22 protein-coding genes and 3 pseudogenes are annotated in these 22834 nt (G+C 42.5%); 11 read left to right on the plus strand and 14 right to left on the minus strand.

Annotation, left to right across the window (positions count from 1 at the left end; all coding sequences use genetic code 11):
* Window positions 1-3 precede the first annotated feature (3 nt).
* Window positions 4-1782, minus strand: coding sequence for a hypothetical protein (locus IPM95_08825; protein MBK9329398.1), 1779 nt, complete (start codon window positions 1780-1782; stop codon window positions 4-6).
* A gap of 106 nt (window positions 1783-1888) precedes the next feature.
* Here IPM95_08825 and IPM95_08830 point away from each other — a divergent pair, with 106 nt between their 5' ends.
* Complete coding sequence (locus tag IPM95_08830) at window positions 1889-2779, plus strand: class I SAM-dependent methyltransferase (GenBank protein MBK9329399.1); 891 nt, start codon at window positions 1889-1891, stop codon at window positions 2777-2779.
* Between the two features lie 157 nt (window positions 2780-2936).
* On the opposite strand, the gene IPM95_08835 is transcribed toward IPM95_08830, so the two are convergent.
* Window positions 2937-3704 (minus strand): response regulator transcription factor, encoded by a 768-nt coding sequence (locus IPM95_08835; protein ID MBK9329400.1) that lies wholly within the window; start codon window positions 3702-3704, stop codon window positions 2937-2939.
* Window positions 3705-3770: 66 nt separating this feature from the next.
* Here IPM95_08835 and IPM95_08840 point away from each other — a divergent pair, with 66 nt between their 5' ends.
* Window positions 3771-5960 (plus strand): response regulator, encoded by a 2190-nt coding sequence (locus tag IPM95_08840; protein ID MBK9329401.1) that lies wholly within the window; start codon window positions 3771-3773, stop codon window positions 5958-5960.
* Between the two features lie 53 nt (window positions 5961-6013).
* Here IPM95_08840 and IPM95_08845 read toward each other — a convergent pair whose 3' ends face one another.
* The 3 genes from IPM95_08845 to hemE form a co-directional block, all read right to left on the minus strand.
* Window positions 6014-6622, minus strand: a complete 609-nt coding sequence (locus tag IPM95_08845; GenBank protein MBK9329402.1) for a hypothetical protein — start codon at window positions 6620-6622, stop codon at window positions 6014-6016.
* A 68-nt stretch (window positions 6623-6690) separates the two neighbouring features.
* Window positions 6691-6852, minus strand: coding sequence for a hypothetical protein (locus tag IPM95_08850; GenBank protein ID MBK9329403.1), 162 nt, complete (start codon window positions 6850-6852; stop codon window positions 6691-6693).
* A gap of 92 nt (window positions 6853-6944) precedes the next feature.
* Entirely contained in the window at window positions 6945-7964 is a 1020-nt protein-coding gene (hemE, locus tag IPM95_08855) for a uroporphyrinogen decarboxylase (GenBank protein MBK9329404.1), read from the minus strand.
* Window positions 7965-8105: 141 nt separating this feature from the next.
* Between hemE and IPM95_08860 the strand changes: the two genes are divergently transcribed.
* Both IPM95_08860 and IPM95_08865 read left to right on the plus strand, forming a co-directional pair.
* Window positions 8106-8792 carry an ATP-binding cassette domain-containing protein gene (locus tag IPM95_08860; protein MBK9329405.1) on the plus strand — a complete coding sequence of 229 codons (687 nt, stop codon included), beginning with the start codon at window positions 8106-8108 and terminating at the stop codon, window positions 8790-8792.
* A gap of 62 nt (window positions 8793-8854) precedes the next feature.
* Window positions 8855-9190 (plus strand): YbjQ family protein, encoded by a 336-nt coding sequence (locus IPM95_08865; GenBank protein ID MBK9329406.1) that lies wholly within the window; start codon window positions 8855-8857, stop codon window positions 9188-9190.
* An 84-nt stretch (window positions 9191-9274) separates the two neighbouring features.
* Here IPM95_08865 and IPM95_08870 read toward each other — a convergent pair whose 3' ends face one another.
* The 3 genes and pseudogenes from IPM95_08870 to IPM95_08880 all read right to left on the minus strand — a co-directional run bounded on the left by IPM95_08870 (window position 9275) and on the right by IPM95_08880 (window position 11835).
* Window positions 9275-9667, minus strand: a complete 393-nt coding sequence (locus IPM95_08870; GenBank protein ID MBK9329407.1) for an SRPBCC domain-containing protein — start codon at window positions 9665-9667, stop codon at window positions 9275-9277.
* A 101-nt stretch (window positions 9668-9768) separates the two neighbouring features.
* A pseudogene (locus tag IPM95_08875) lies at window positions 9769-11050 on the minus strand (bifunctional folylpolyglutamate synthase/dihydrofolate synthase).
* A gap of 59 nt (window positions 11051-11109) precedes the next feature.
* Window positions 11110-11835 (minus strand): class I SAM-dependent methyltransferase, encoded by a 726-nt coding sequence (locus IPM95_08880; protein MBK9329408.1) that lies wholly within the window; start codon window positions 11833-11835, stop codon window positions 11110-11112.
* Window positions 11836-13208: 1373 nt separating this feature from the next.
* On the opposite strand from IPM95_08880, the gene IPM95_08885 reads away from it, so the two are divergent.
* From IPM95_08885 to IPM95_08900, 4 genes are read left to right on the plus strand one after another with little or no spacing between them, the layout of a single operon-like run.
* Window positions 13209-13538 (plus strand): T9SS type A sorting domain-containing protein, encoded by a 330-nt coding sequence (locus tag IPM95_08885; protein ID MBK9329409.1) that lies wholly within the window; start codon window positions 13209-13211, stop codon window positions 13536-13538.
* A 6-nt stretch (window positions 13539-13544) separates the two neighbouring features.
* Window positions 13545-14171 (plus strand): hypothetical protein, encoded by a 627-nt coding sequence (locus IPM95_08890; GenBank protein ID MBK9329410.1) that lies wholly within the window; start codon window positions 13545-13547, stop codon window positions 14169-14171.
* Entirely contained in the window at window positions 14158-14601 is a 444-nt protein-coding gene (locus IPM95_08895; GenBank protein ID MBK9329411.1) for a hypothetical protein, read from the plus strand. Before IPM95_08890 ends, IPM95_08895 begins: the two co-directional genes overlap by 14 nt.
* On the plus strand, window positions 14580-15314 hold the full coding sequence (locus IPM95_08900; protein ID MBK9329412.1) for a hypothetical protein: 735 nt from the start codon (window positions 14580-14582) through the stop codon (window positions 15312-15314). The genes IPM95_08895 and IPM95_08900 overlap by 22 nt, the downstream gene beginning before the upstream one ends.
* Before the next feature lie 57 nt (window positions 15315-15371).
* Here the strand turns inward: IPM95_08900 and IPM95_08905 are convergent, their stop codons facing one another.
* From IPM95_08905 to IPM95_08925, 5 genes and pseudogenes are all read right to left on the minus strand, one after another.
* Window positions 15372-15530 (minus strand): hypothetical protein, encoded by a 159-nt coding sequence (locus IPM95_08905; GenBank protein MBK9329413.1) that lies wholly within the window; start codon window positions 15528-15530, stop codon window positions 15372-15374.
* A 1-nt stretch (window position 15531) separates the two neighbouring features.
* The gene (locus IPM95_08910; protein MBK9329414.1) at window positions 15532-17340 is read right to left on the minus strand and encodes a hypothetical protein; all 1809 of its coding nucleotides are present in this window, start codon (window positions 17338-17340) and stop codon (window positions 15532-15534) included.
* A gap of 85 nt (window positions 17341-17425) precedes the next feature.
* Window positions 17426-17981 (minus strand): annotated as a pseudogene (locus IPM95_08915) (thioredoxin family protein).
* A 53-nt stretch (window positions 17982-18034) separates the two neighbouring features.
* A complete protein-coding gene (locus tag IPM95_08920) occupies window positions 18035-18406 on the minus strand; it encodes a cytochrome P450 (protein MBK9329415.1) in 372 nt (123 codons plus the stop codon).
* On the minus strand, window positions 18363-19394 hold the full coding sequence (locus IPM95_08925; protein MBK9329416.1) for a cytochrome P450: 1032 nt from the start codon (window positions 19392-19394) through the stop codon (window positions 18363-18365). Before IPM95_08925 ends, IPM95_08920 begins: the two co-directional genes overlap by 44 nt.
* A gap of 67 nt (window positions 19395-19461) precedes the next feature.
* Here IPM95_08925 and mtgA point away from each other — a divergent pair.
* From mtgA to IPM95_08940, 3 genes and pseudogenes are all read left to right on the plus strand, one after another.
* Window positions 19462-20164: pseudogene (mtgA, locus tag IPM95_08930) on the plus strand (monofunctional biosynthetic peptidoglycan transglycosylase).
* 9 nt (window positions 20165-20173) lie between these two features.
* Window positions 20174-20551 carry a hypothetical protein gene (locus IPM95_08935; GenBank protein ID MBK9329417.1) on the plus strand — a complete coding sequence of 126 codons (378 nt, stop codon included), beginning with the start codon at window positions 20174-20176 and terminating at the stop codon, window positions 20549-20551.
* Window positions 20552-20618: 67 nt separating this feature from the next.
* A complete protein-coding gene (locus IPM95_08940) occupies window positions 20619-21770 on the plus strand; it encodes a sulfotransferase (protein ID MBK9329418.1) in 1152 nt (383 codons plus the stop codon).
* Window positions 21771-21773: 3 nt separating this feature from the next.
* Here the strand turns inward: IPM95_08940 and holA are convergent, their stop codons facing one another.
* Window positions 21774-22772, minus strand: coding sequence for a DNA polymerase III subunit delta (gene holA / locus IPM95_08945; protein MBK9329419.1), 999 nt, complete (start codon window positions 22770-22772; stop codon window positions 21774-21776).
* Window positions 22773-22834 lie beyond the last annotated feature (62 nt).

The following is a 22834-nucleotide window of genomic DNA, read 5'->3' on the forward strand; positions in this document are numbered from 1 at the left end:
GTTTTAAAATGAATATAAATATCCGAATGTGCCTCTCAGCTCGACAAAACTCGGAGCGGTCGCCACACCCGAGCGGTTATAGACCAGACCGTTGTTGAGATAGATCCGATGATGTTTTTCCGGGGAATAGCTGGCATTTAAATTAAAATTCAATACAGTTGCCATCTTGCTGTATGTAACCGCCACCGCATCGCTGATGGTAACTTTATTTTTTGCAAACGATTCGCTGGTGGTCACACTCACCCCGTAACTTGAAACCGCAGTGAATTTATTTTTGACAAACGTATTGTATACACTGCCGGTCAGGCTGAAATATTTCAAAGGCAGGTTAAGGGTGTAAGACAGGTTGATGACGTTATTGAAAAATTTAGTATTGTCTTTAGTGTTCTTATTCAAATCGGTCAACAGGTTTGCCACTTCGCTGAGCATCAGCATATGGGTATTCGGCCCTTTAATAATCAGGTATCTTGGAATAACGATAAACGTATGATTCATCTGATTCATCATCAAATCATTAAACGGAGACATCTTAATACTATCGGTCAATCCTTTTTGTTTTGTATATGCCAACACATACTGCGCAGAGATACCGAATTTCATATCATTAAAATCATATCCGGTTTGTATGATGGCCCTTACCGTGGAAAATGGTTTTTTCCTGTTCAGGTTATCATCTGAAACCTGCATATTAATATTCAGTCTTGCTTTTTGATTTTGCAAGGGTATTACCTGCCGTACGTGCACATCATAATAATTGGTTTGCAGAAAATAAGCCCCGAAGGTGTTGAAGTTTTGCGTCAGCAGTTTAAAGCCGGCATTCGTACTCCAGCCGTCTTTTTGAAAACTGAGCTCGGCATTCGCAGAGTGCCCGCCGATGGCAGATTTATTGGGCTTCATCAGAATACCTGCAATCTTTGGATACGAAGCATCCGCCGAATCCTTGCTCTTGGGAAGTGTTCTGTCCACATTGGTGGTACTCAGTGCATACTCAGCCTTCAACGTAACATACTTTCCGATCTTGTTGGAGGTAATGATATTAAAGACGGCATTTTCAGACTTTGGCAGTAATGATTTTGATCCGTCGTCATTAGAAAAGAACAACGAATCTTTCGCCTTATCCCATGCTCTGAAATAAATCAGGTCCACATAATTATTGGCAGTACCCGCACCCAGTTTAATGGCCAATCCCAAACGTTTGTACGAAGGGACAAATGTCTGTAAATGCAGGCTGTCTATTTTAGCCGTATCTGCAATGGTCGCTCTGGTTAATCGTCCGAATAAGATTCCACCTCTGAAATAGGATGGATTTACCTCTGCCCCAATCATCAGCATATTGTGCCCCGCCATGGAATTTTCACTCCAGCTGATATTTCGAAAACCTCCATGAACGGTCAGCCATTTATACCTGGGACTGATGCCGAATTGACTGAAGGGCTGATTGAATTTCCGGTCCTGTTCACTGAATACAAATGAAAAAGGCAGTTCAATGATATCCTTATACCGGAAGGTGATGTCGCCGGTAAACTGATAGGTAAAAGGCTGCATTCTTTTGGGAATTCCCGACACATAACTATACCCAAGCTGAAAGCCCGCTGAACCACTGATAAAGAATCCCTTTTGATTCATCTTCTCCATCAGCGTCTGTTTCTTTGGCGGTGTTTCCGGCAAATTAGGCTGTGTCACAGGCTCATTGGAAACAAGAGAGGTATCCTGAGCTAAAGCATAATTAAAAAGAAATACCAGAAGTATTATAATCCAAGTCGATGGTTTTATGGTATACATGAATGCAATTGCCGAAATAGCTAAAACAATTTAACGTTTTAATCTGAAGAAAGCAACGATTTTAAAGTTATGTGGATTAAAATAGAAAAAATCACTAAAATTGTGGATGAATACCATTCACACCATTTACCCGTCCAACTGGAAAGATTATGAGCTGATTGATTCGGGTGACTTTGAGAAGCTGGAACGATTCGGGGAATACATGACCATCCGGCCGGAACCGCAAGCGGTCTGGAACAAAAATCTATCTGCTTCAGAATGGATTAAAATGGCACACGTGAAATTCACCCCTGTTTCCTCGTCTTCCGGCAAATGGGATTATTTAAAAAAAATGCCTGAAAACTGGGTTATCAACTATCCTCTAAACGACACCTTTATTTCCTTTAATCTGGCCCTCACCAAATTCAAACATGTCGGTGTGTTTCCGGAACAAAGTGTGAACTGGGATTTCATCTACGGCAAAGTGAATCAGCAAATTGAAAAGGTGCTCATCAAGGTCTTGAATTTATTCGCCTATACGGGAGGTGCCAGCCTGGCGGCAAAAGCGGCCGGTGCTGAAACTTATCACGTTGATTCCATAAAACAGGTGGTAAGCTGGGCAAACCGTAACATGGAAATATCAGGATTGAAAGATATCCGCTGGGTAGTGGAAGATGCCGTAAAATTTGTAAAACGGGAATTGAAAAGAGGCAAAACCTATCAGGGTATAATCCTCGATCCGCCGGCATACGGGCACGGGACCGACGGTGAAAAATGGAAACTGGAAGATCAGATCAACGAGATGATTGCAGATGTGCTGAACCTGCTGGATAAGGAACATCATTTCTTCATTCTGAACACCTACTCGCTGGGTTTTTCTTCTCTCATCCTAGAGAACCTCCTGAAAGACAATTTAAAGAAAGCTGGATTAGACAGCATTCAACCGGAATATGGTGAAATCTACATTCCATCCTCTACGAATCAAAAACTGCCATTAGGTGTTTATGCACGATTTTAATAAAAAAAGTAGTCCGAAGACAACCTTTAACATAGAAACATAAAAACCCAATTAAGTGATATATATACGGTTTTGGATATCCCTAAATTGCAATGAATATCTAAAAAGTCGATACGGATTGAGTATTCGGTCAGTTTGACTGAGAATTCGGTAAAAATCAGGAATTATACGCGATTTTTTCAAAGAAATCTTTCTTTTTTCTTCTGGAAATCTCCACTTTAGAACCGTCGGTCATACGGGCGAAGTAATTGCCATTGTCATTATCTATATTTTTAATCTTGGTAAGATTAATGACAAACGAACGGTGAACGCGCATGAAATTCAGCGACTCCAGCATCTCCTCAAAGACAGATAATGTCTTTGAAGCTATGATTTTCTTATTGTTTTCCAGGTAAATGATGGTATAGTTGCTTTCGGATTCGAGTTTAACGATATCTCCTACCTTAACAAAAATGGCGCCTTCATTCGTGTTGATCATAATCTTGTTTTCCTGCAGATTCTGCTGCTTCAGCTTATCTACATACGTTGTGAGCTTTTCCACCTTCAACAGGATAGAATATACTTCCAGCCGTTTATGCACCTTCTGAAGCGCGTGATTGAGTTCATCCAGTTTCACCGGCTTGACGATATAATCCGCTGCATTCTTTTTGATGGCATCAATGGCATATTTGTCGTGAGAGGTGATGAAAATGGTTTCAAAATTTCCAAATTCTTCGTAATGATTCAGCAGGTCCATGCCTTTCCCGTCGGGCAATTCCACATCCAGGAGCACCAACTGAGGATTCAGTTTTTCTATCGCCAGCTTTGCCTGACGGATGGTGGCACATGTCTCCAGTAAGTTCACCTTAACGGATGCTTTGGGCAGCATATCCAGCAGCATATCCCTGAATATCGGGTCGTCTTCAACAATAATCGCAGTAATCATAATCGTACCGTTTGTTTCTATGATATTCTAAATATAATCATTATATTTCAAATACCAAAATAAGCTATGGAACGAATTACCAATATTGAAGAGGCGGAAAAATTCATTTACGACTATAACTGGTTTGAGCAAAAATCCAATGACCAGGAACAAGAATACAAGCTGCTGAAAACCTGTGAGGAACTGGCAGAAACAAATAAAAATAAAAAATTACTCTGCAAAACCCGTGCATTCCTGACCAGCTACTACGCTCAAAATAACAACCTGCAGGACGCTTTAGATATCGGTATAAAGAATTATTTACTGGCAAAGACGGAACATTTCCAGGACGAACTCCTGCTAATGTTCTCATTCCTGATCAACACCTATCAGCTGCTGGGTGACTACGCGCAAGCCGAAGAATATCTGATACAATGCAAGGAATATGTATTACAGCTGAATGACGACAGGAGAAAATGTTCCACCTACATAGTTTCCGCCAATCAGTATTTTTATATCAAGAATTATGAAGAATGCTATAAGGAGTTTGAAACCGCATTAAAATACGGGCTTAAAATAAAAGATACCTACATACTTGCGAATCTGTACAATAACTACGGCATGTGCCTTATTGAAAAAAATCTCATTTATGCAGAAACCATATTAAACAACGGGCTTGAAATCATAAAATCAGAAGGGAAAAACAAAAATATTGAAATACTGTTGGGCTACTGTCTCTGTAATCTGGCTTTACTATTTCAGAAGAAAAGGGAATACGGAAAATGCATGGACTTTGTTACAGAATCCATCAAGATATTCCGCAAAAATAAAAACCAGATAGAGCTGCTGGAAGCAAAGATAATTTATGCCAATACCTTGCTGAACATTAAAAATTACACCAAATGTAAAAAGGTCCTTAACGAAATTGAAAGGGATGCCATCGCCTCTTCTGCCAATGAGATACTGCTCAGATGCTACAAACTATATTATGAGGTGTACCAGCAAAAGAACCGATATAAAGAAGCTTTCCACTTACTGCTGAAATATCACGAACTAAATGAACGGATCTTTAATGAGGAGTCAAATCAAAAGATCAGAAACCTGCAAATCAGCCATGAAGTAAAAACCATCTCCATGGAAAGGGAGAATGCGGAACGGATGGCACAGTTGAAGCACGACTTTCTTGCCAATATGAGTCATGAGATACGAACGCCGGTCAACAGCATACTGGGAATATCCTATTTACTGGAACAAGACAAATTAACCGCAAAACAGCATGAATATGTCAGACGATTACACATAAATGCGGAAGGTTTGCTATCCATCATAAATGATGTTCTGGATATTTCAAAAATTGAAGCCGGGAAACTAGACATAGTTTATCAGCCGTTTTCACTGCTGACATGTTTACAGAACATGTATCTCCAATTTGAGCAGAAGGCAAAAGATAAGGAAATAGAGTTCCTGTTTAGAAACCATTCCTCCCTGGACGAAACCATACTGGTAGTCGGCGATATGAATCGTGTAAGACAAATCCTGATAAACCTGGTTGGTAATGCATTTAAATTTACAGAAAAGGGAAAAATCGAACTCGAACTCAACGAAGAAGAAAAAGGATTTACAATACGTATAAAAGATACAGGTATCGGTATAGCCCCGGAAAAAGCTGCAAAATTATTCGAACGCTATACACAGGCAGAAAAACATACCTCCATGCAGTTCGGGGGAACCGGCCTTGGGCTTGCCATCTCCAAAAAGCTGGCTGAAATGATGAATGGTCAGATAGAACTTAAAAGTCAGCCGAACGTTGGCACAGAATTTATTCTAACCTTACCGTTCAGGCTTGCCCGCGGTACTTACGAAACCTCTTCTGAAAATGAACAGTTGGAGGTATGTCTTTTATCCGGAATGGAATTACTCATTGCTGATGACAATTCTGAAAGCAGGATAACCACCAGAGATATATTACAGCATTTTAATCCGGAAATCCGAATTACAGAAGCTGAAAATGGGAAAGAAGCGCTGGAATCAGCAAAACACCGGCATCCCCGAATTATCCTGATGGATCTAGATATGCCCGAAATGAATGGCATGGAAGCCACCGTTACCATCAGAAAAGACAATACGCTAAACGATGTCCGTATCATAGCCACAACGGCAGGCCTCTTATCCATAAGCAAAGAGGAATTGCTCTCTTACGGATTTGATGATTTGATATTCAAACCCTACAATCCCGAAAACCTGGTAAAGGTCCTGTTACAGCACCTGCATCATTAAAACAGGCCGTCCGAAGACAGCCTGTTTTTATTTTTAGATACATCCTATATTTGCTATCCTGGTCCCGGAGCAGGGCCTATCGGATTGATAGGCGGATTCTGAAGCGGTAAAATTATTTTTTCTTTCTTTTGTGGAAGAACCTTATCTAACTTAGGTATAAAAACAAACTGATAAACTAAATTTGTCTTGTGGTCTAATAAATTTTGACCTTTAAAACTTCCAGTTGTGTAGTATCCAATCTCAATTCTTTCACCTGTGCCATCTTTAACTGCATAAATAGTAAAATTATTATCATATGTCTTATCCGGCTTTAACGGATTATCACGTCCATGACTTTCTGAATTTCCACTACCAACATTCTTGAATGATTGAAAAAATCCTGAGTAGTAAAATCCTTGAATTGTATCTTTTATAATTTCAAGTTTGAAGTCTTCATAGTTATTAACTTTTACGTAGTAGGTATAATTGTCTAAGTATTCTTCAAAATGAAGTACAACCAAATTTCGTAATTTGGAATTCTTACCATCCGGAAATTCATTGGCTGCCGCTAACTCACCAGCTTTTCCTGTTTCTTTACAACAATCTTTCCCGGTTGTTTTTCCCAGGTACCAGGCACCGGCTAATGCGGCGATGGCAACGACAATTAAAATGATCTTTCTCATAATCTTATTTTTTTAGTTTACTGAAATTATATAATTAATTCGAATAATACAATACCTGAAGAAAAATATTACTTCCGCGTTTGCAAAAGTAGTGTCTGATAATCCGCCGTATCACATCCGGAACCGCTCCAATTGCCGGCTGATGCTGCATGAGAACCATAAGCAATGGCAAGGATAAGCAGCAGGTTTGTAAAAAAACAGACAACGCTGTAATTGATATGGTTTTTCATAGCTTTTGGTTTATGTTCCAAAGCTACACCCAACGTCCTGAATGCCAGGAAATGAATCTGTAGAAGGTAATTAAAATGAGCAAGCGGTTTTCTTATCTGAAATCCTGCACCACTTCTATAAAGTATTTGGCTTTTTCAAAGTCGACATCGGGATACACACCGTGTCCGAGATTGCAGATATAGTTTTGCTTGCCAAATGCACGCAGCATCTTTTCCGCTTCCGACCTGATAGTTTGTTTATCCGCATACAACACACAAGGGTCCAGGTTGCCCTGCAGTGTTTTGCTGGGAGCCTCAGTCCTCGCCTTTTCAGTTTCTATCGTCCAGTCGAGTCCTATGACCGAACAATTCGTCTGCGCGAATTCCGCCAAGATATAATGCGCATCTTTGGCAAACAAAATAACAGGCACCTCTGTAATGGATGCGGCAATCTTTTGCATATAGGGCAATGCAAATTCTACATACTGTGCCTTGCTGAGCACGCCCGCCCAGCTGTCAAATACCTGCACAATATCCGCACCGCTACTGATTTGCTGCTTGAGATAAGCAATTGTAGCATCCGTAATTTTTGTCAATAAGCTGTGTGACAACTGCGGATGCGTGTACAGCATTTTCTTTGCCTGAGAAAACGTCTTGCTCCCTTTTCCTTCAATCATGTAGGAAAAAATCGTCCAGGGGGCGCCGGCAAAACCAATCAATGGAACACGGTTATTCAAGGCCTGTTTTGTCAATCGGATGGAATCAAACACATACTGCAGATTTGGCACCACATCGGTTGTTAAAGCCAGCACGTCCTGTTCTGACTGTATTGTTTTTGGGAAAAACGGCCCTTTGCTTTCCACCATTTCATAATTCAGTCCCATCGCTTCCGGTATCACCAGGATATCTGAAAAAATGATGGCGGCATCCACGCCTAAGATATCGACCGGCTGTATCGTCACTTCGCAAATCAATTCCGGGTTTTTCACCAACTCTTTAAAGCCGTTCACACTGCTTCTCACCGCTCTGTATTCCGGCAATATCCTGCCCGCCTGTCGCATCAGCCATACCGGAATGCGCTCCACCTGCTCGCCTCTGGCTGCCTTTAAAAGTATATCATTTGTTAACATAATGGGCAAAAATACGGAATTATTCGATTTTATTTTTGTTGTAGATTTGCTGGATGGAAGCCAGTTTCAATTGTTTCCATATAAACTATATCAATCATCATGGCAGAGGCTATCGAAATAAATAATCCGAGTGTATCCAAGATAATGCCGCGTGTGGTAGATATCAAAAATGCCAAAATCATGCACCGCGACCATCTCGTACTGGACAATGTCAATTTTGAAGTACGCAAAGGCGATTTTGTTTACCTGATTGGCAGAACCGGCAGCGGCAAAAGCAGTTTGCTCAAAACATTGTATGGAGATATGGAATTCACCATCGGCGACGGGGATGTTTGCGGCTATAACCTGAAAACATTAAAACGTTCCGATGTTCCCAACCTGCGGCGGCGTTTGGGTATCGTATTCCAGGACTTTCAGCTACTGACCGACAGGACGGTTTTTGCCAATTTGGAGTTTATGCTCAAAGCCATCGGCTGGGAAGATAAAAACAAGATAAAAAGTACCATAGAAGAATCACTGGCTATGGTAAGGCTGAGTGATAAGATCAACAAATATCCCAACCAGCTTTCCGGCGGCGAACAGCAGCGTGTTTCCATTGCAAGGGCACTGTTAAACCATCCCGAGCTGATACTGGCCGATGAGCCTACCGGAAACCTGGATCCCGAAACAACGGATGAAATCATGAGCCTGTTTTATTCCATTTTCAAGGAGACACAAACGCCGATGGTATTTGCCACGCATAACTACCAGATGATTGAAAAATTTCCGGGAATCATTTACATGTGCGCCTATCAGTCCATCAGCCGCGACGATTCTCACTTCACCCGGTAACGCCATGTTTTCAGGGAACTATTTCATGCCTTACACAGTTAATGGGTAAAATCTGATCTATCATGGTCAATGAACAACTGGTTACCACTTCCACTTTTTTGGAAGGGTACAAAATCACCCGACATTTGGGAATCATCCGTGGCATTACAGTACGGAGCAGAAGTATTTTCGGCAATTTTGCAGGCGGCCTGATTTCTATTTTCGGTGGACGCAATTCGATTTATATCCGTTTGTGCGAACAAACCCGGGAGGAAGCCTATCAGCTTTTACTGAAACATGCCAATGAAAAAGGCGCCAATGCCATTATCAATGTCCGGTATGATGCGAACGAAGTGATCAGCGGAATTACGGAAGTGCTGGCATACGGCACTGCGGTAGTGGTCGAAAAAACAACATGATATATATACTGTTTTCAAAAGGGATTAGGCATCGCTGTGCGATGCCTAATCCCTTTTAACTTTCTCCTTATTCCGGGTTTCCTGTCATCCGTTTCCCAGGGCCTTGGCCAAATCATTCAGCTGGCTCTTCCAGAGTTCTTTCGAGCTGTCTAATTCATCCTTGTACGCATAATCGGTCACGGTGAGAATGGTCTCTTTGGTGATATCGGTTACGCGGATGCGGTATTCAAAAAATGCCTTATCATCTTCTTCATCCTCCCAGCGTAATTTTATAAATTCATCATCTTCATAGGCGAGCACCTCCGCCACCTGTTCTTCGCCATTCCATTCAAACGTGAATACCTCACCATTCGGATCCAAATCCACATAATCTGCAAACCACTGTACCAACCCGGAAGGGGTGGTAAGGAAAGAATATAAAATTGCGGGAGAGGATTTAAATGTTCTTTCTACCGTAAATGGGATTTTTTTGGCCATGTTGTGTTTAATGTTCCCACAAATTAAACAAAAAAATGGTTTAACCAAATATAGCCGGTATTTTTTTTAAAACCATATATCGCTTATTGAAAATAAAGGCATTAGATAATTTCACCCACAACAAAAAAACTGCCCAGCACCAGTATCAGGTCCGTGTCTCCGGCTCTGGATTTTGCAACGCCAAGGGCATCTTTCGGATGCGGAAAAACATCCCCGTTCAGGGTATATAGCTTTGCAGATTGATACAAATCCTCTGCCGGCAGCTTGCGCGGCAAGGGTGGTTCCGTAAAGTAATAGACCGCCTCTTTCGGAAGCAGTGCCAGTATCTTCTGTATGTCCTTATCCTTGACGACGCCAAAAACGATATGCAATCGCTTATAGTTCTCTGACTTCAGCTGCTCCAGTATTTTTCGAATGCCATCCTCATTGTGTCCTACATCCGCCACTATTTTGGGATGGCGTTCCAAAACCTGCCACCTTCCCATCAGCCGGGTAGTTTCTTTCACTTTGGAAAATCCAATCTGCAGCGCCTTTTCCTTAATCAACAGCAGCTTATACTTGTTCAGAAGGTGAATGGCTAATAATACAGTCTTTATGTTTTCTTCCTGGTAGGCTGCCTGCAAATCACAGCAGACATTGTAGTGTGTATCTTCTATGACCGCATCCACTAAGAGAAAATTCGGGGTACCGGTTACTTTGGTCCGTTTCACCCAATCCTCCGTAAAAAAGACGGTGGTATATATACCCGTTGCCTTTTTCACAAACACCTCATCCGTTTCCGGGTTTTTTCTTCCTACCACCACCGGAATCGCAGGTTTGATTATGCCTGCCTTTTCCTCCGCTATCTCTTTCAGCGTATTTCCCAGCAAATGCTGATGGTCAAAGCTGATATTGGTAATGACGGATAGAACAGGCGTGATAACATTCGTTGAATCCAGCCGCCCCCCAACCCGGTCTCTATAATGGCTATATCCACCTTTCTTTTGCAAAATACTCAAATGCCATCGCCACCGTTATCTCTCAAAAGGAAGGCTGAAGCGCTTCGATCTCAGGTTTAATCATTTCCACAAACCGGATGACAAATTTTTCACTGCAGGGTTTGCCGTTTACCTTAATCCGTTCCCGAAAATCTTTCAGGTGCGGCGAGGTGTATAAACCCGTTTTATAGCCAGCCTCCTGCAATACAGAAGCCAGCATATGTGCCACGGAACCTTTGCCGTTGGTACCGGCAATATGTATCGATTTTATTTTTTGGTGAGGATTATCCAGAAAAGAACACAACGCAATGGTATTCGTTAAATCTTTCCTGATGGCGGCATCCCCTATGCGGGAAAACATAGGCAGTTTTTCATATAAATAGTCGAGCGTCTCAGCGTAGGTCATCCCTTAAGGTGTTGTGTGCTGCAAAGTTCAGGAAATAAAAGGAAATTACGGCAACTAATTTAGGGCTTCACCGCTCTGAAACCGTGCAGAATAGGTTTTCGCCATCCCGGTTGTTGCAGTATGCCGGTTTCTGTAAACCCTTTCCTTATCAGCAAGTCAATTATTTCTGCCGGGCTTAAGAACTTCAGTACACTTTTTATCAGGTAAGTGTATATCGTAGACGAACCGGAAACCAAAGTACAGAAAGGCACAATGAATCCGTATCCCAATATCGCCCAAAACAGCTTGGCATACCACGTATCCCGGAGCGAATAGTCGTGGATGACCAGCTGCCCGCCGGGTTTGAGCATACGAAATAAATTGTCCACACACTTTTCATAGTCAGGCATATTGCGCAGGCCGTAGGCCATAAATATCGCATCCACACTTTCATCTGCAAAATCAAGCTGCATGGCATCCTGCAGTTGCAGATCTATCTTTCGCTGAGCTATCGGTTTCGAAAACTTTTGTCTCGCAACAGACAACATATCTTCAGAATTATCAATGGCAATAATTTTACCGGTGGTCATTTTAGGAAGCAGGGCTGCTGTCGATTTGCCTGTTCCGCAACAGATATCCAAGACGAGTTCATCACCTTTTAACTGCAGAAGATTGGCACTCCGGTTCAAATCATCCTGATAGCCCTGGCTCAAAGCCGTTGCAAAATCATATTTGCCGGCAATCTTATTAAATTCTTTAGGGACAATCCTTTTATTCTTAATTAGTATTTCGGTGGTAGTCTGCATGATTTGAACAACAAAAATTGAATGGAATTGCTCTCGGGCACTGTATTCTATTAAATCGAATAATCAATTATTATTCAGACTTAATCTAAATAGTATTAATAATTTTATTTAAAATATTGATTTTTTTTTTATTTTTTTACAGCTCAGGTTCAAAAACCTATGTTTTAAAGGTTTTAGTTTTATTGGGTTTTTCCCACTTTGTGGGGTGTCGCCCCCTTTTTTTTGGGGGTGAATTTTATTTTTAAAGAATCCTCCGCTGAAAAAAGGCACCCCAGAGCTAGGTTTTTGTTAGCAACCTTTTTCTCCAGACTATTCTTTTTGAAGTGGTGTGGGCAGGGGCCGTGGGTGGAGGGGGTTGCCGGGGTTGGGGGGGTTCCCCAAATAGGGGGGTGGTCGGCGTAGATTTGTTGGCTGGGGGGGGGGGCGGTGGGCGCGGGGTTAGGGGTTTTTTTGGTGGGGAGCATTGTTGCGGTAGGGCGCCCCTTTCAATTGGGGGTTTCCCCCCCCTACCACCGGGGCTCTCACCCGGGGGGGTTGTAGCCGCCCCCCCCTGCTTTTTATTTTTTTATCTGTTTGGGGGGAAAAAAACAGGGTGGCGATTTTTTTTGTGGTTCGGAGAAAGGGGGGGGGTAGTAGGAAAAGTGGCGGTTAGTGGGTTATGGGGGAGAGGGAAATAAGGGGGGCCGTTCCGGTTACCGGGCGCGGGGGGCTTTTAAAAGATAGGGGTTTGGGGGTTTTGGGGCCCATTGCGCGCTCGGGGCGGGGGGGGGGTGGTGTGTTTTTGATGGTGGATGGGCAATATTGTGTTCCGAAGGGGGGGTTTTGGATTGTCCGCGGGTGGGGGGGGGGCATTTTTTATCCCCCTGGCCTTTTTTGGTCTTTTTTGCACTCCCCCCCTTTCGGGGGGGGCGTCTGAACGCTAAAAAAAAAAATTTATTTTTTTTTTTCGTCCTTTTTTTTTCTCCCCCCTTATTCCGGTTAAGGGTGGGTGGCCTGGGAATTTTCGATGGTCCTTTTCCCCGTTTTTTTTCCTTCTTTTCCCTCTTCCGCCTGTCCCGTGAAAATTGTGTGAGGGGGGAAAAAATAGGGTTCTTTATTCGCCTGTATTTTCCTTTTTTTATTGTTCTTAATTGCGGGTGCGTGGAAAAGTTATTTTTATTTAAAAAAAAATCCTCTTTTAAACAAAAAATGCATCTATTACTTGTATTAAAATTATGAAAAAGTTTCATTTCTTGCTAATCAATCTTTTCCTTTTGGCGAGTGTGTATGGTCAGCAGGTATTTTCATCTTCCGGGAAATCCGTTTCGAACAGCAGTATGGGTTTAAACTATTCTGTAGGGTGAACCTATCATCCTTAACAAAGCAACCCCAATATGATACTCACTCAAGGCTTTAACCAGCCTAACTATCAGGTGGTGTCCCGTATCAGTGAATCACTTTTTAGTGACGTTAAAATTAATGTGTATCCTAATCCTACAACCGGGATCATTGCAATAAAAACCGAAGGTACCTCAACAAAAAAAATCTATCTGGATATAATCAGTATCGACGGGAAAAAACAACTGCAAAACATAGAATTAGACGGCACAGAAAAGAATGTCGATTTATCACCGTTTTCTTCCGGTATCTATTTCCTGAATTTTAAAGACATCAGCGACAATAATCAAACAACCTATAAAATTTTAAAATCATCCCAAAATTAATATCCCATGAAAAAACTATGCTTATACCTTATAGCTGTTACATTTGTGACTATTGTCTATGCTCAGACACCGCAGGCCGTCAATTACCAGGCGGTAGCAAGAGATAATTCAGGAACACCGCTGGCAAACACTGCGTTGGGTGTTAAAATCAGTATTTTAAGCGGCAGTTCATCCGGGACATTGGTTTATTCGGAAAGTTTTGCCGATACGACCAATCAGTTAGGGTTATTTAATATTGAAATAGGCAGAGGCTCTGTACTATCGGGAACATTTGCTTCCATTAACTGGGGAGTGAATACGTATTTTGCAAAAGTGGAAATTGACCCTAGCGGGGGAACAACCTATCAGCTATTGGGTACATCACAGTTATTAAGTGTTCCATATGCGCTTTATGCAGAAAACGTTAAAAACAAGAACGATGCAGATGCAGACAGTACCAATGAATTACAAACGCTGGGTATTGCAGGAAATACACTTTCCATCAGTAAAGGCAACAGCATTACCCTCCCATCAAGTGGCAGCAATAACGGCATCGGCGCCGGTGCAAGAGGCAACATATCAGATTTAAACAATGTCGTCAGCGCATTCTTTGTAGCCGATGGAAATGTTTGGATTGGTGATGAAAGCTATTAATAGCTGGATATACGTTTGTGGTCAAATAAATAATAATTCATCTGTAAAAATAGGAAACCAGACTATCTCAAATCCAAATCCAGGGACTAAAGCGTTTTTAGCAAAATTTGACACTCTAGGAAATACATTATGGGTAAAAGTTGAATTTGGCTATGGCAATGCCTTTAAACAAATGGCAGTTGATAACAGCGGTAATGTTTATATCTCAGGAATTTTAAATGACAGTATCAGACTAAATGGTATAAACCATATGATTGGAATCCAAAAATATGACGCCACTTTTGGTACTGACCGTTTTCTGGCAAAATATGATGCAAATGGAAACTTCGGCTGGGTAAAAGGTATCGGTACAAGAGGATTTGATTATCCCTATGAAAATAGAAATATAGGAATAGATAATTCCGGTAATTGCTTTTCATCGGTGAAATAAGGATAGATTCTCTGATATGTGGTAATCAGCAATTTAGAAATACTCCTTATAATCCCGCTTTCTTCAATCCGTATGTCTTAAAAATCAATCCTGCCGGTACGGTACTTAACAGCGATTTCTTTTCAGTTCAAACAGGCTATACCCCCTATTTCTCATATGCGGAAGATAACACCGGTAATAAATATATATATTATATATCAACCCAATCCTTCATCAGCAAATATAACTCTTCGAACGTACTTCAAACTACCAGCAGTGGTTTTAATGCAGGTTATGACGATTTAAGATTCTTTTACTCTAGCGCAATAAATTCTCTCATCATTCTAAATTCTTACGAAAAATTATTTAAAGTTAATCCGGCAGGGCTTGCTGTCACGGAGATTTTAAACAGTTCGGATTTGAGCTGGACTAACGTCAATGATGTTTGTGTAACTCCAACGGGCAATTTAGCTTTTGCAACAGATTTTGAAGATCTAATCTTCTTAGGCAATGAGTACATTTCTGCTTTGGGAGGTGATGATGGAAGTCCCATGTATGTAGAAACCAATGCAGCACTTACCAGCTATAATGCTATTTCCGCATTAAAAACTATCGGTCGCGGCAAAGAAATCGAAAACATAGGGAATCGAAAGTTCATGCTCATTGATATATTTGGATTGTTTTTGTTAAACGGCGTAAAACAGCCTGAAGGGAATTATATAATTAAATATTAGAAACCGAATTAATTCACATAAAGGAAGGTAGAAAATATTATACACTTATTTTTATTTTTACTGCACGCTGAACTTAAAGGAAATCGTACCGAACTGTTCATCTTCCGCGCCTAAGTCCGCGCTGAATTTCGCTTTCATCGCACCCTGTTCCGCCAGCTGAATCAGGTAGGCGTCGGTGGTGGTGCTTCCCTTCTGCTGGTATTTGGCATATACCACATTACCCCTTTGTCCACTTTATGGCCACCACCACTTTTCCGGTTTTCTGGGAGTTGTCAAACACCAGTGGTTTCTGCCTCCACGTGCGGCCTTTCAGATCATAGCTCATGCCATCGCCGCTGCCGGGGCCGGTTCCGCTGGTACCTGTTCCTGTGCCGTTTTTATCGCCGCCGGGTGTGCCCCATTGAGCACCCTGGTTGCCGCCGGGTTTGGTGTTGCCTTCGCCGTTGCCGGTTCCGTTACCACTCGCATTGCCGGTGCCATCGCCTTTACCGTTTTTACCCTTGGTAAAAACGCCCGCCATCTGGTCTTTGATTTTCTTTTCCTCCGCTTCACGTGCCAGACGTTCCGCTTCCGCCTTTTTCACCAACGCTGCAATGCGCTGCTGTTCCTTCAAGGCCTGTTCCTGGCGGATTTTTTCCTCTTTCTGCATTTTTGCAATGGCTACCGCCTGCGGGTCTTCCGATACGACGGTATTGGTTGCAGGTGCCTTAACAGGCGTGGTTGTCGCTTTTACCGGCGTGGGGGGCGGGCGGTGTTGGTTGCGGACTGAAACCGCTTCCGCGGGTGATGAATTCTGTCCGCCGGCATCCTGTTCGTTATCGGTTCCCAAACCATCTTCATTGTCACCAAAATCAATCAGCACACCGGAGATGGCATCCTCCACAATTGGATGGGAAAGTTTTATAAATAAGAGTGCCCCTGACAGCAATGACAGGATTATGATCGTAATCAGGATGGATTGCTGATCGGATTGTCGTTGTTGGATTTGAACCGCCTGTGTCATTTCTTTTGTAATTAATAAATAGCAATCGGTAGCTGAAACAAAAATCAATTTTAAATCCATTCTTCCACCGTCTAAATACCCACTTGTGTTATTAAACACAAAATCCATACCATTTATTGTGTTAAAAGAAGTTAGGACGAGCACCTTATCAATCTTTTCTGTCAGTTCATGCGGGGTCAGGGCTTCCTTTTCCAAAATAAATTTGGTAATCAGCCTATTGGGAATTGCTTCTATATGATTGAAAATGACCTCCACATTCTCCGGAGGGTTCTTCCAGATTTCATCTCCTGACCGCTCTTCCTTTCCGATAAATGTTCCCAATACCGACTGCGGAAAGTATTTCTTGTTCAGGATATTGCGGCTGTCTGCCAGCACATAAACCGGAATCTTATACTGTTTTGCCGCCGCCGCCAACAGATGCGCGCCCGATTTCGTAATGAATGTTTCATGCATGATGATATCACAACCCATCAGAACGACATCCACTTCCGGCAGAAACCTGCCGAGTCCGGCATCATCGATGACGGTTACTTTGTTGCCTCTGGAAGCGAGCTCTGCAGCCTGTTCCTTTCCTATTTTATCCTGCAGGGAAACCAGTTGATTAAGTTGAACTTCTTTTTGATGCACATTCAGCAAATCCACCAATGACTGAATATTTACATCATTGCCGAACAACAAGAGCGTCTTATTCTCAAAATCAAAAGTCTGGCTGGCTGTTTCCGCTGTCTTTCTGTCCACATTTTTCCAGCGCTCCTGAAACACTTCCAACAACTCCTTAATGAGGATGGGCTGCCCTTCCGGATCTATCTTGAGCAAAAAGTGGTTGATGTAATGGTTGACCGAAGTGATGTTGGGTTTTTCAGTGATGACGATGCGCAACCCCTGAATCATTTCACGCACTGACGTGGAGACCTTATTGTCCGAAATGAGTGAAAAGAGATTATTCACCGTCTTAGTGGCATTCTGAAAAGCCTTTGCGCTTTCCACAATCGGATTTTCAGTTATTTTTTTGAATAAACTCATGCAGGTTATGGGTTATAAAGTTATAAGTTATGTGCATTATTTTCTTAAATTTCAGTCAAATAATGAATAACCGTCAACTTACAAATTACTTCCATTTTATATTACATCCCATGCTGGGAAATTGATTATCGCTTACAGGCATTCCGTTCAACAGATTATCCAGTGCAGCACGAATGTCTTTTTCCATCCGGAATGCTGTCATTCTTCGGGCGGGAATCATCCAGTTGTCCGCGGTACACACACTTCAACCCCTTGTCGTAGATACTGAAATCTGGTGTACAGGCGGCGTGATAGGCTTTTGCCACTTCCTGAGTGGCATCATACAGATAGGGAAAAGGATATCCCTCTTCCAAAGCAGTCTCTTTCATCAATTCAGGCGCATCCTGCGGATAGTTGACGATATCGTTGGAACTGATGGCTATAAATGCAACACCTTTCGGCATATAATCATTCGCCAGGCTGACCAACTGTTTGTTCACATGCCTGACATACGGACAATGATTGCAGATAAACATGACAACGGTCGCGTTTTCTCCTTTCAGCCCCTCTAAAGAAAATTCTTTACCGGAAACGGTATCCGGCAGTCGGAAATCGGGTGCCTGATAGCCTAAAGGAATTCGGATGGTTTCAGTTGCTGCCATTATAAATCAATAAAAGTTATTATTTCAAAAATACCACTATTCAACGTATATCCCTATTTCCTTTTCCACACTTTTGCATATATAGGGTGTTTGGAACGAAGCGTCACCAACGGGTCTAATTCCGGCACAAAATGTTCATCCACCTCGATATTAAAGCGTTGCAGGATCATGGCTAAACACACCTGCATTTCCTGTATGGCAAAATTATTTCCGATGCACAATCTCGGGCCACCGCCAAACGGGAAATAGGAATACTTATGCTTTTCCTTCAGGTTTTCAAACGAAAACCGTTCGGGCACAAAATCAAACGGATGTTCCCACACCTGCTCATCGTGATGCACCACGTAAATGGGCATAATGACATTGGTATAGGGTGGAATTTCATAGCCGTTGATTATATCTTTTTCTATGGTACGGCGCCCCATAATCCATGCCGGCGGGAAAACAACGCATGGATTCATCAATCACCTGTTTGAGGTAATGCAATCCCCGTATAGTCTGCGCCGTCGGGATTTCACCTTTCAGTTCATCTTTTATTTCTTGATTTAAAACAGCCCGCTTGTCCGGATGTTGTGTAAGCAGATAAAACGTCCAGCCCAACGCAATCTGGGTGGTTTCATGTCCTGCTACAAAAATCGTCAATATCTCATCGCGCAGCTGTTTGTTGCTCATCACTTCTCCCGTTTCTTCGTCGCGGGCTTCCATCAGCATGGACAGCAAATCTTCATGGTCTTCTTTTTGTTTCCTGCGGCGGTCGATGATGGAAAAGAACACATCATCCATGGAGTGGAGCACTTTCTTTTCTTTAAGATTATGCGGCGTAGGCACCCAGTCCGGCAGGTGGAACGGATTGTCGATACGCTGTGTGATGAATTCACTTCCTTCAGAAACAAGGCTGTAGATCTTGTCAGTGGTGCTTTCTATTTCGTTGTAAAAGAGTGTGCTGTTGACAATATCCAGTGTCAGCCTGTATAATTCCTTACCCAGATTGACCGGCTGGTTCGTATCGGCATACTTTTCGAGATGACCGATGCATTTTTGCGTCTGCTCCACCATATTGCGGAACATCAGGTTTAGTTTTTCCTTGTGAAAGGCCGGCTGCGCCAGCCGTCTCTGTCTTTTCCAGAATTCACCCTCACTCGTCAGCAATCCGTTTCCCAGAAAAAGTCGGATGGAATCATATGCAAAACTTTTGGTATAATTCTTATTGTTATCGACCAGCACATATTTTATCCATTCCGGATCAGTCAGCACCACCACCCTGCGTGTCGGAACTTTTATCCGGTACATATCGCCCATCTTTTTCTTTTGGCTCTGGAAAAACTGAATGCGTTCATTTCTTAACTGCAGCAGATTCCCAAGAAAAATATTCAGGGTATCGGGGTGCGGGAGTTCTTCAAACTTCTTCGTCATTAACATAACGTGGATATTTCAATTCAGGCAAGTTACGTTACTTTTTCAACTTTGCAGTTAACATAAGATGAATCTTTACGTGCGGAAAATATGGAAATGGACGAAGCGAGCTGTCATCGCTTTTTTTGTCTTAAGTATCCTATCCGCCATCGCCTTTCGGTTTATCCCGTTCCGGTCACCCGCTGATGCTCATACGTTGTGTTGAACAGGTGGCAGAAGGAAAGTTTCCGGTAATTAAAAAAGATTGGGTACCCTTAAAGGATATGTCTTCCAATATTGTATTAGCCGTGATCGCTTCGGAAGACCAGAAATTCGCCGAACATTTCGGATTCGATTTTGAAGCCATAGAAAAAGTAGTGAAGCAAAATGAGAAGCTGAAGAAAAGAGGCAAGCCCATCAAGGGCGGAAGTACCATCAGCCAGCAATGTGCCAAGAATGTCTATTTGTTTCCGCAACGCAGTTACCTTCGCAAAGGGCTGGAAGTCTATTTCACCTTCCTGATCGAACTTATCTGGAGCAAGAAACGTATCCTGGAAGTGTACCTGAATGTGATTGAGATGGGCGATGGCATTTACGGGGTGCAGGCTGCCTCCAAGACCTATTTCAAGAAGGATGCAAAAATCCTGACATCTTCCGAGGCCGCCCTGATTGCTGCGGTATTGCCCAATCCCAGAAAATGGAATGCCGGCAAACCCAATGGTTATATAAAGAAAAGGAAAAACTGGATACTGCGTCAGATGGGTCATCTCAGAGGTACCGTGGAACTTTAAAATACAGACATGAAAACACAAATTTTCACAATTCTAATTACCTGCAGTTTTTCCCTGTTTGCCGGTGAAGTCTTTCTCTGCAAATCCTATACCGGCAAGGGTATCCCTACGGAATCCAAAAGGGAATGGCAGGCAAAGACAGACAAGATATGCGTCGTCTATCATCATGATAAAACCTACCCTGTCAGTGCAAAGTACAGATTAAGCATCGCCAAACGGGTCGAGAAATTCTACTTTTCACGGTTTTACAGCCAGGAAATGCCCGTAAAGAAAGGAACCAGCTGGACAGCCACCTATTCCAAGATTGAAGAACCCGGGGACTATATCATTTCCATTATTGATGACAATGGCTATATTTTGGGTGAACAGAACTGTACCATTAAATAAGCGCAGTTAACCTGGTGAGGAATAGTGCTATTTTGCCGATTAATGTTATTTTTGCACCTCGTTACAGATGAACTTTATCGATGCCTCCACCTATTATGTCCGTATGCAAACGCATCTGAAGTTTGTGCACATCCACTGTATCAAACGCCCCAGCCCCAGGCGATTCATCATCGGCATCCTCTATTTCATCGTTTTAAACATTGTCGGCATCACCAATACCCTTTGGAGGCTGATGGATGAGATTTTATTTCCCAACTACAGGGAAATTGAAATCAAACAGCCCGTCTTCATTATCAGCAACCCCAGAAGCGGCTCCACCTTCATGCACCGCCTTATGTGCCTCGACGAAGAAAAGTTTGTATTCAACCTCCTTTACCAGACGACCTTCCCTTCCATCACCTTTTACAGGATGATGCAGTTTTTCAATACGGTGGACAAAAAGATTGGAATGCCTTTACATAAGCTATTGGATTTCGTGAATGGTATTTTATTCAAAGGCTGGGATGACATTCATGCCACCGGTTTTAATAAATCCGATGAGGACGAGGGTTTGCATTTCATTTCTGGCATTTCTCCTTCCGTTGGACTGGTCACCCCGTTCTTAAATGAATTCAAAGAGCTTTATATACCGGATAAACTGGATGCAAAGAGCAGGGAGGATATCAAGAAATTCTACCTTGCCACCATTCAGCGATGGATGTATGCATTAGGCAGCGATAAAATATTTTTGAGTAAAACCGTGATGAGTTCCGGCAGGCTGGAACTGCTGCAGGAATTATTCCCGGATGTTAAGATTGTATTTTTAGTCAGGAGCCCGTATCAGGCAATTCCATCTTTCACGTCCATGTTTGCTGAACCCTGGTCACTGTTTTATCCCGACATACCCAAAAATTCAGACGCATACCGTGAATGGGGTGAATTGGGAATCGAATATTACAAGTACTTCAATGAAAAAAAACTTTCCTTTAAAAAGGAAAACCTGATGACCATTTCTTACAATGATTTTGTATTACAGCCGAAAGAAACGATTCTGAAGATATACGAACAACTGAAACTTGAAATAACGCCGGAGTTCAGGGAAAGGCTTGAAAATGCGACATCCTCCGCCAAACAATATACCAGCAAACACTCCTACTCCCTCGAAACCTACGGGTTTGACAAGGAGCATATCTGCCGGGAACTGAATTTTATCTTTGAGGAATTCGGATTTGAAAAATAATCCTCAGTGTACAATCTTATAGACCAATTCTTTCATCAGATCGGCATCCGTGGTACCACCGGTGGCGTACAGCCCTTTTGCCCTGGCATCGTACTCACAAATCAGCTGTACAATCTCTCTCGTTTTCGGGAGCGGATAATACCTCAGTCCGTCCGTGACATCTTTGGGTATCCAGCCGATAACGGCGGCGGCGGCCTTCGCATCGCCTATGGTCTGTACGACAAACAATTTGCTGAAGTGATTGTACAGATAGGCTAAAATCATAATCAGCGGCCCTGCCTTCGGATTCTTTTCGAAATACAGCACCATTTTCATCGCTTTGGAAAAATCCCGCTGGATGATGGCCTTGTTGAATTCCGTAACGTTATATTCCTTGGAGATGCCGATATACTTTTCAATGATTTCTTCCGTAATGGCTGCTTTTTCCGGCAACATCACAGACAGTTTATCCATTTCATTGGATATCCTGGAAAGGTCATTCCCCAGATTATCCGCCAATACCCGAGCGGCGGCATCCGAAATGGAAAAGCGGTTCTTTTTTACATACCCCGAAATCCAGGCGGGCAGCTTATCTTCCGTAATTTTCTGCGATTCGAAATAGATGGTTTTCTTCTCTATCGCTTTTGCCAGGCTGGTTCGTTTATCCAGCGTCTTGTTCTTATGGCAAAAGACCAATACCGTAGAAGCTGCCGGATTTTCGAGGTATTTTTCCACCACTTCCCAGTCCTTTACCTTAAATTCCTGCGCCTCCCGGACAATAACCACCCTTCGTTCGGCAAACGTCGGATATTGTTTCGCTTCGTTGATTACCTGAACAGGGTCACTGTCCTTGCCGTAAAACAGGGAAAAATTAAAATCTTTTTCGTGCGGTTCCAACGCATTATCCGAAATGAAATTTTCTATCAGGTCGATATAATACGATTCTTCGCCGCACAGGAAATAAACAGGGTCAAACTTCTTTGCCTGCAGATTTTTCCAGATGGTATCGAGGGTAGCCGCCAAAATGTATTTCCGTTTACAGCACACAAGTTACAACTATGCACTGCAATAAAAAACAACCTGTA

Source organism: Sphingobacteriales bacterium, from assembly GCA_016719635.1.
In the GTDB taxonomy this organism is placed as follows: Bacteria; Bacteroidota; Bacteroidia; order Chitinophagales; family JADIYW01; genus JADJSS01.

Coding starts and splice junctions, on each gene's coding strand:
- IPM95_08825 (MBK9329398.1), bottom strand. CDS start 1,782: ATGTATACCATAAAACCATCGACTTGGATTATAATACTTCTGGTATTT.
- IPM95_08830 (MBK9329399.1), top strand. CDS start 1,889: ATGAATACCATTCACACCATTTACCCGTCCAACTGGAAAGATTATGAG.
- IPM95_08835 (MBK9329400.1), bottom strand. CDS start 3,704: ATGATTACTGCGATTATTGTTGAAGACGACCCGATATTCAGGGATATG.
- IPM95_08840 (MBK9329401.1), top strand. CDS start 3,771: ATGGAACGAATTACCAATATTGAAGAGGCGGAAAAATTCATTTACGAC.
- IPM95_08845 (MBK9329402.1), bottom strand. CDS start 6,622: ATGAGAAAGATCATTTTAATTGTCGTTGCCATCGCCGCATTAGCCGGT.
- IPM95_08850 (MBK9329403.1), bottom strand. CDS start 6,852: ATGAAAAACCATATCAATTACAGCGTTGTCTGTTTTTTTACAAACCTG.
- IPM95_08860 (MBK9329405.1), top strand. CDS start 8,106: ATGCCGCGTGTGGTAGATATCAAAAATGCCAAAATCATGCACCGCGAC.
- IPM95_08865 (MBK9329406.1), top strand. CDS start 8,855: ATGGTCAATGAACAACTGGTTACCACTTCCACTTTTTTGGAAGGGTAC.
- IPM95_08870 (MBK9329407.1), bottom strand. CDS start 9,667: ATGGCCAAAAAAATCCCATTTACGGTAGAAAGAACATTTAAATCCTCT.
- IPM95_08880 (MBK9329408.1), bottom strand. CDS start 11,835: ATGCAGACTACCACCGAAATACTAATTAAGAATAAAAGGATTGTCCCT.
- IPM95_08885 (MBK9329409.1), top strand. CDS start 13,209: ATGATACTCACTCAAGGCTTTAACCAGCCTAACTATCAGGTGGTGTCC.
- IPM95_08890 (MBK9329410.1), top strand. CDS start 13,545: ATGAAAAAACTATGCTTATACCTTATAGCTGTTACATTTGTGACTATT.
- IPM95_08895 (MBK9329411.1), top strand. CDS start 14,158: ATGAAAGCTATTAATAGCTGGATATACGTTTGTGGTCAAATAAATAAT.
- IPM95_08910 (MBK9329414.1), bottom strand. CDS start 17,340: ATGAGTTTATTCAAAAAAATAACTGAAAATCCGATTGTGGAAAGCGCA.
- IPM95_08920 (MBK9329415.1), bottom strand. CDS start 18,406: ATGGGGCGCCGTACCATAGAAAAAGATATAATCAACGGCTATGAAATT.
- IPM95_08925 (MBK9329416.1), bottom strand. CDS start 19,394: ATGACGAAGAAGTTTGAAGAACTCCCGCACCCCGATACCCTGAATATT.
- IPM95_08935 (MBK9329417.1), top strand. CDS start 20,174: ATGAAAACACAAATTTTCACAATTCTAATTACCTGCAGTTTTTCCCTG.
- IPM95_08940 (MBK9329418.1), top strand. CDS start 20,619: ATGAACTTTATCGATGCCTCCACCTATTATGTCCGTATGCAAACGCAT.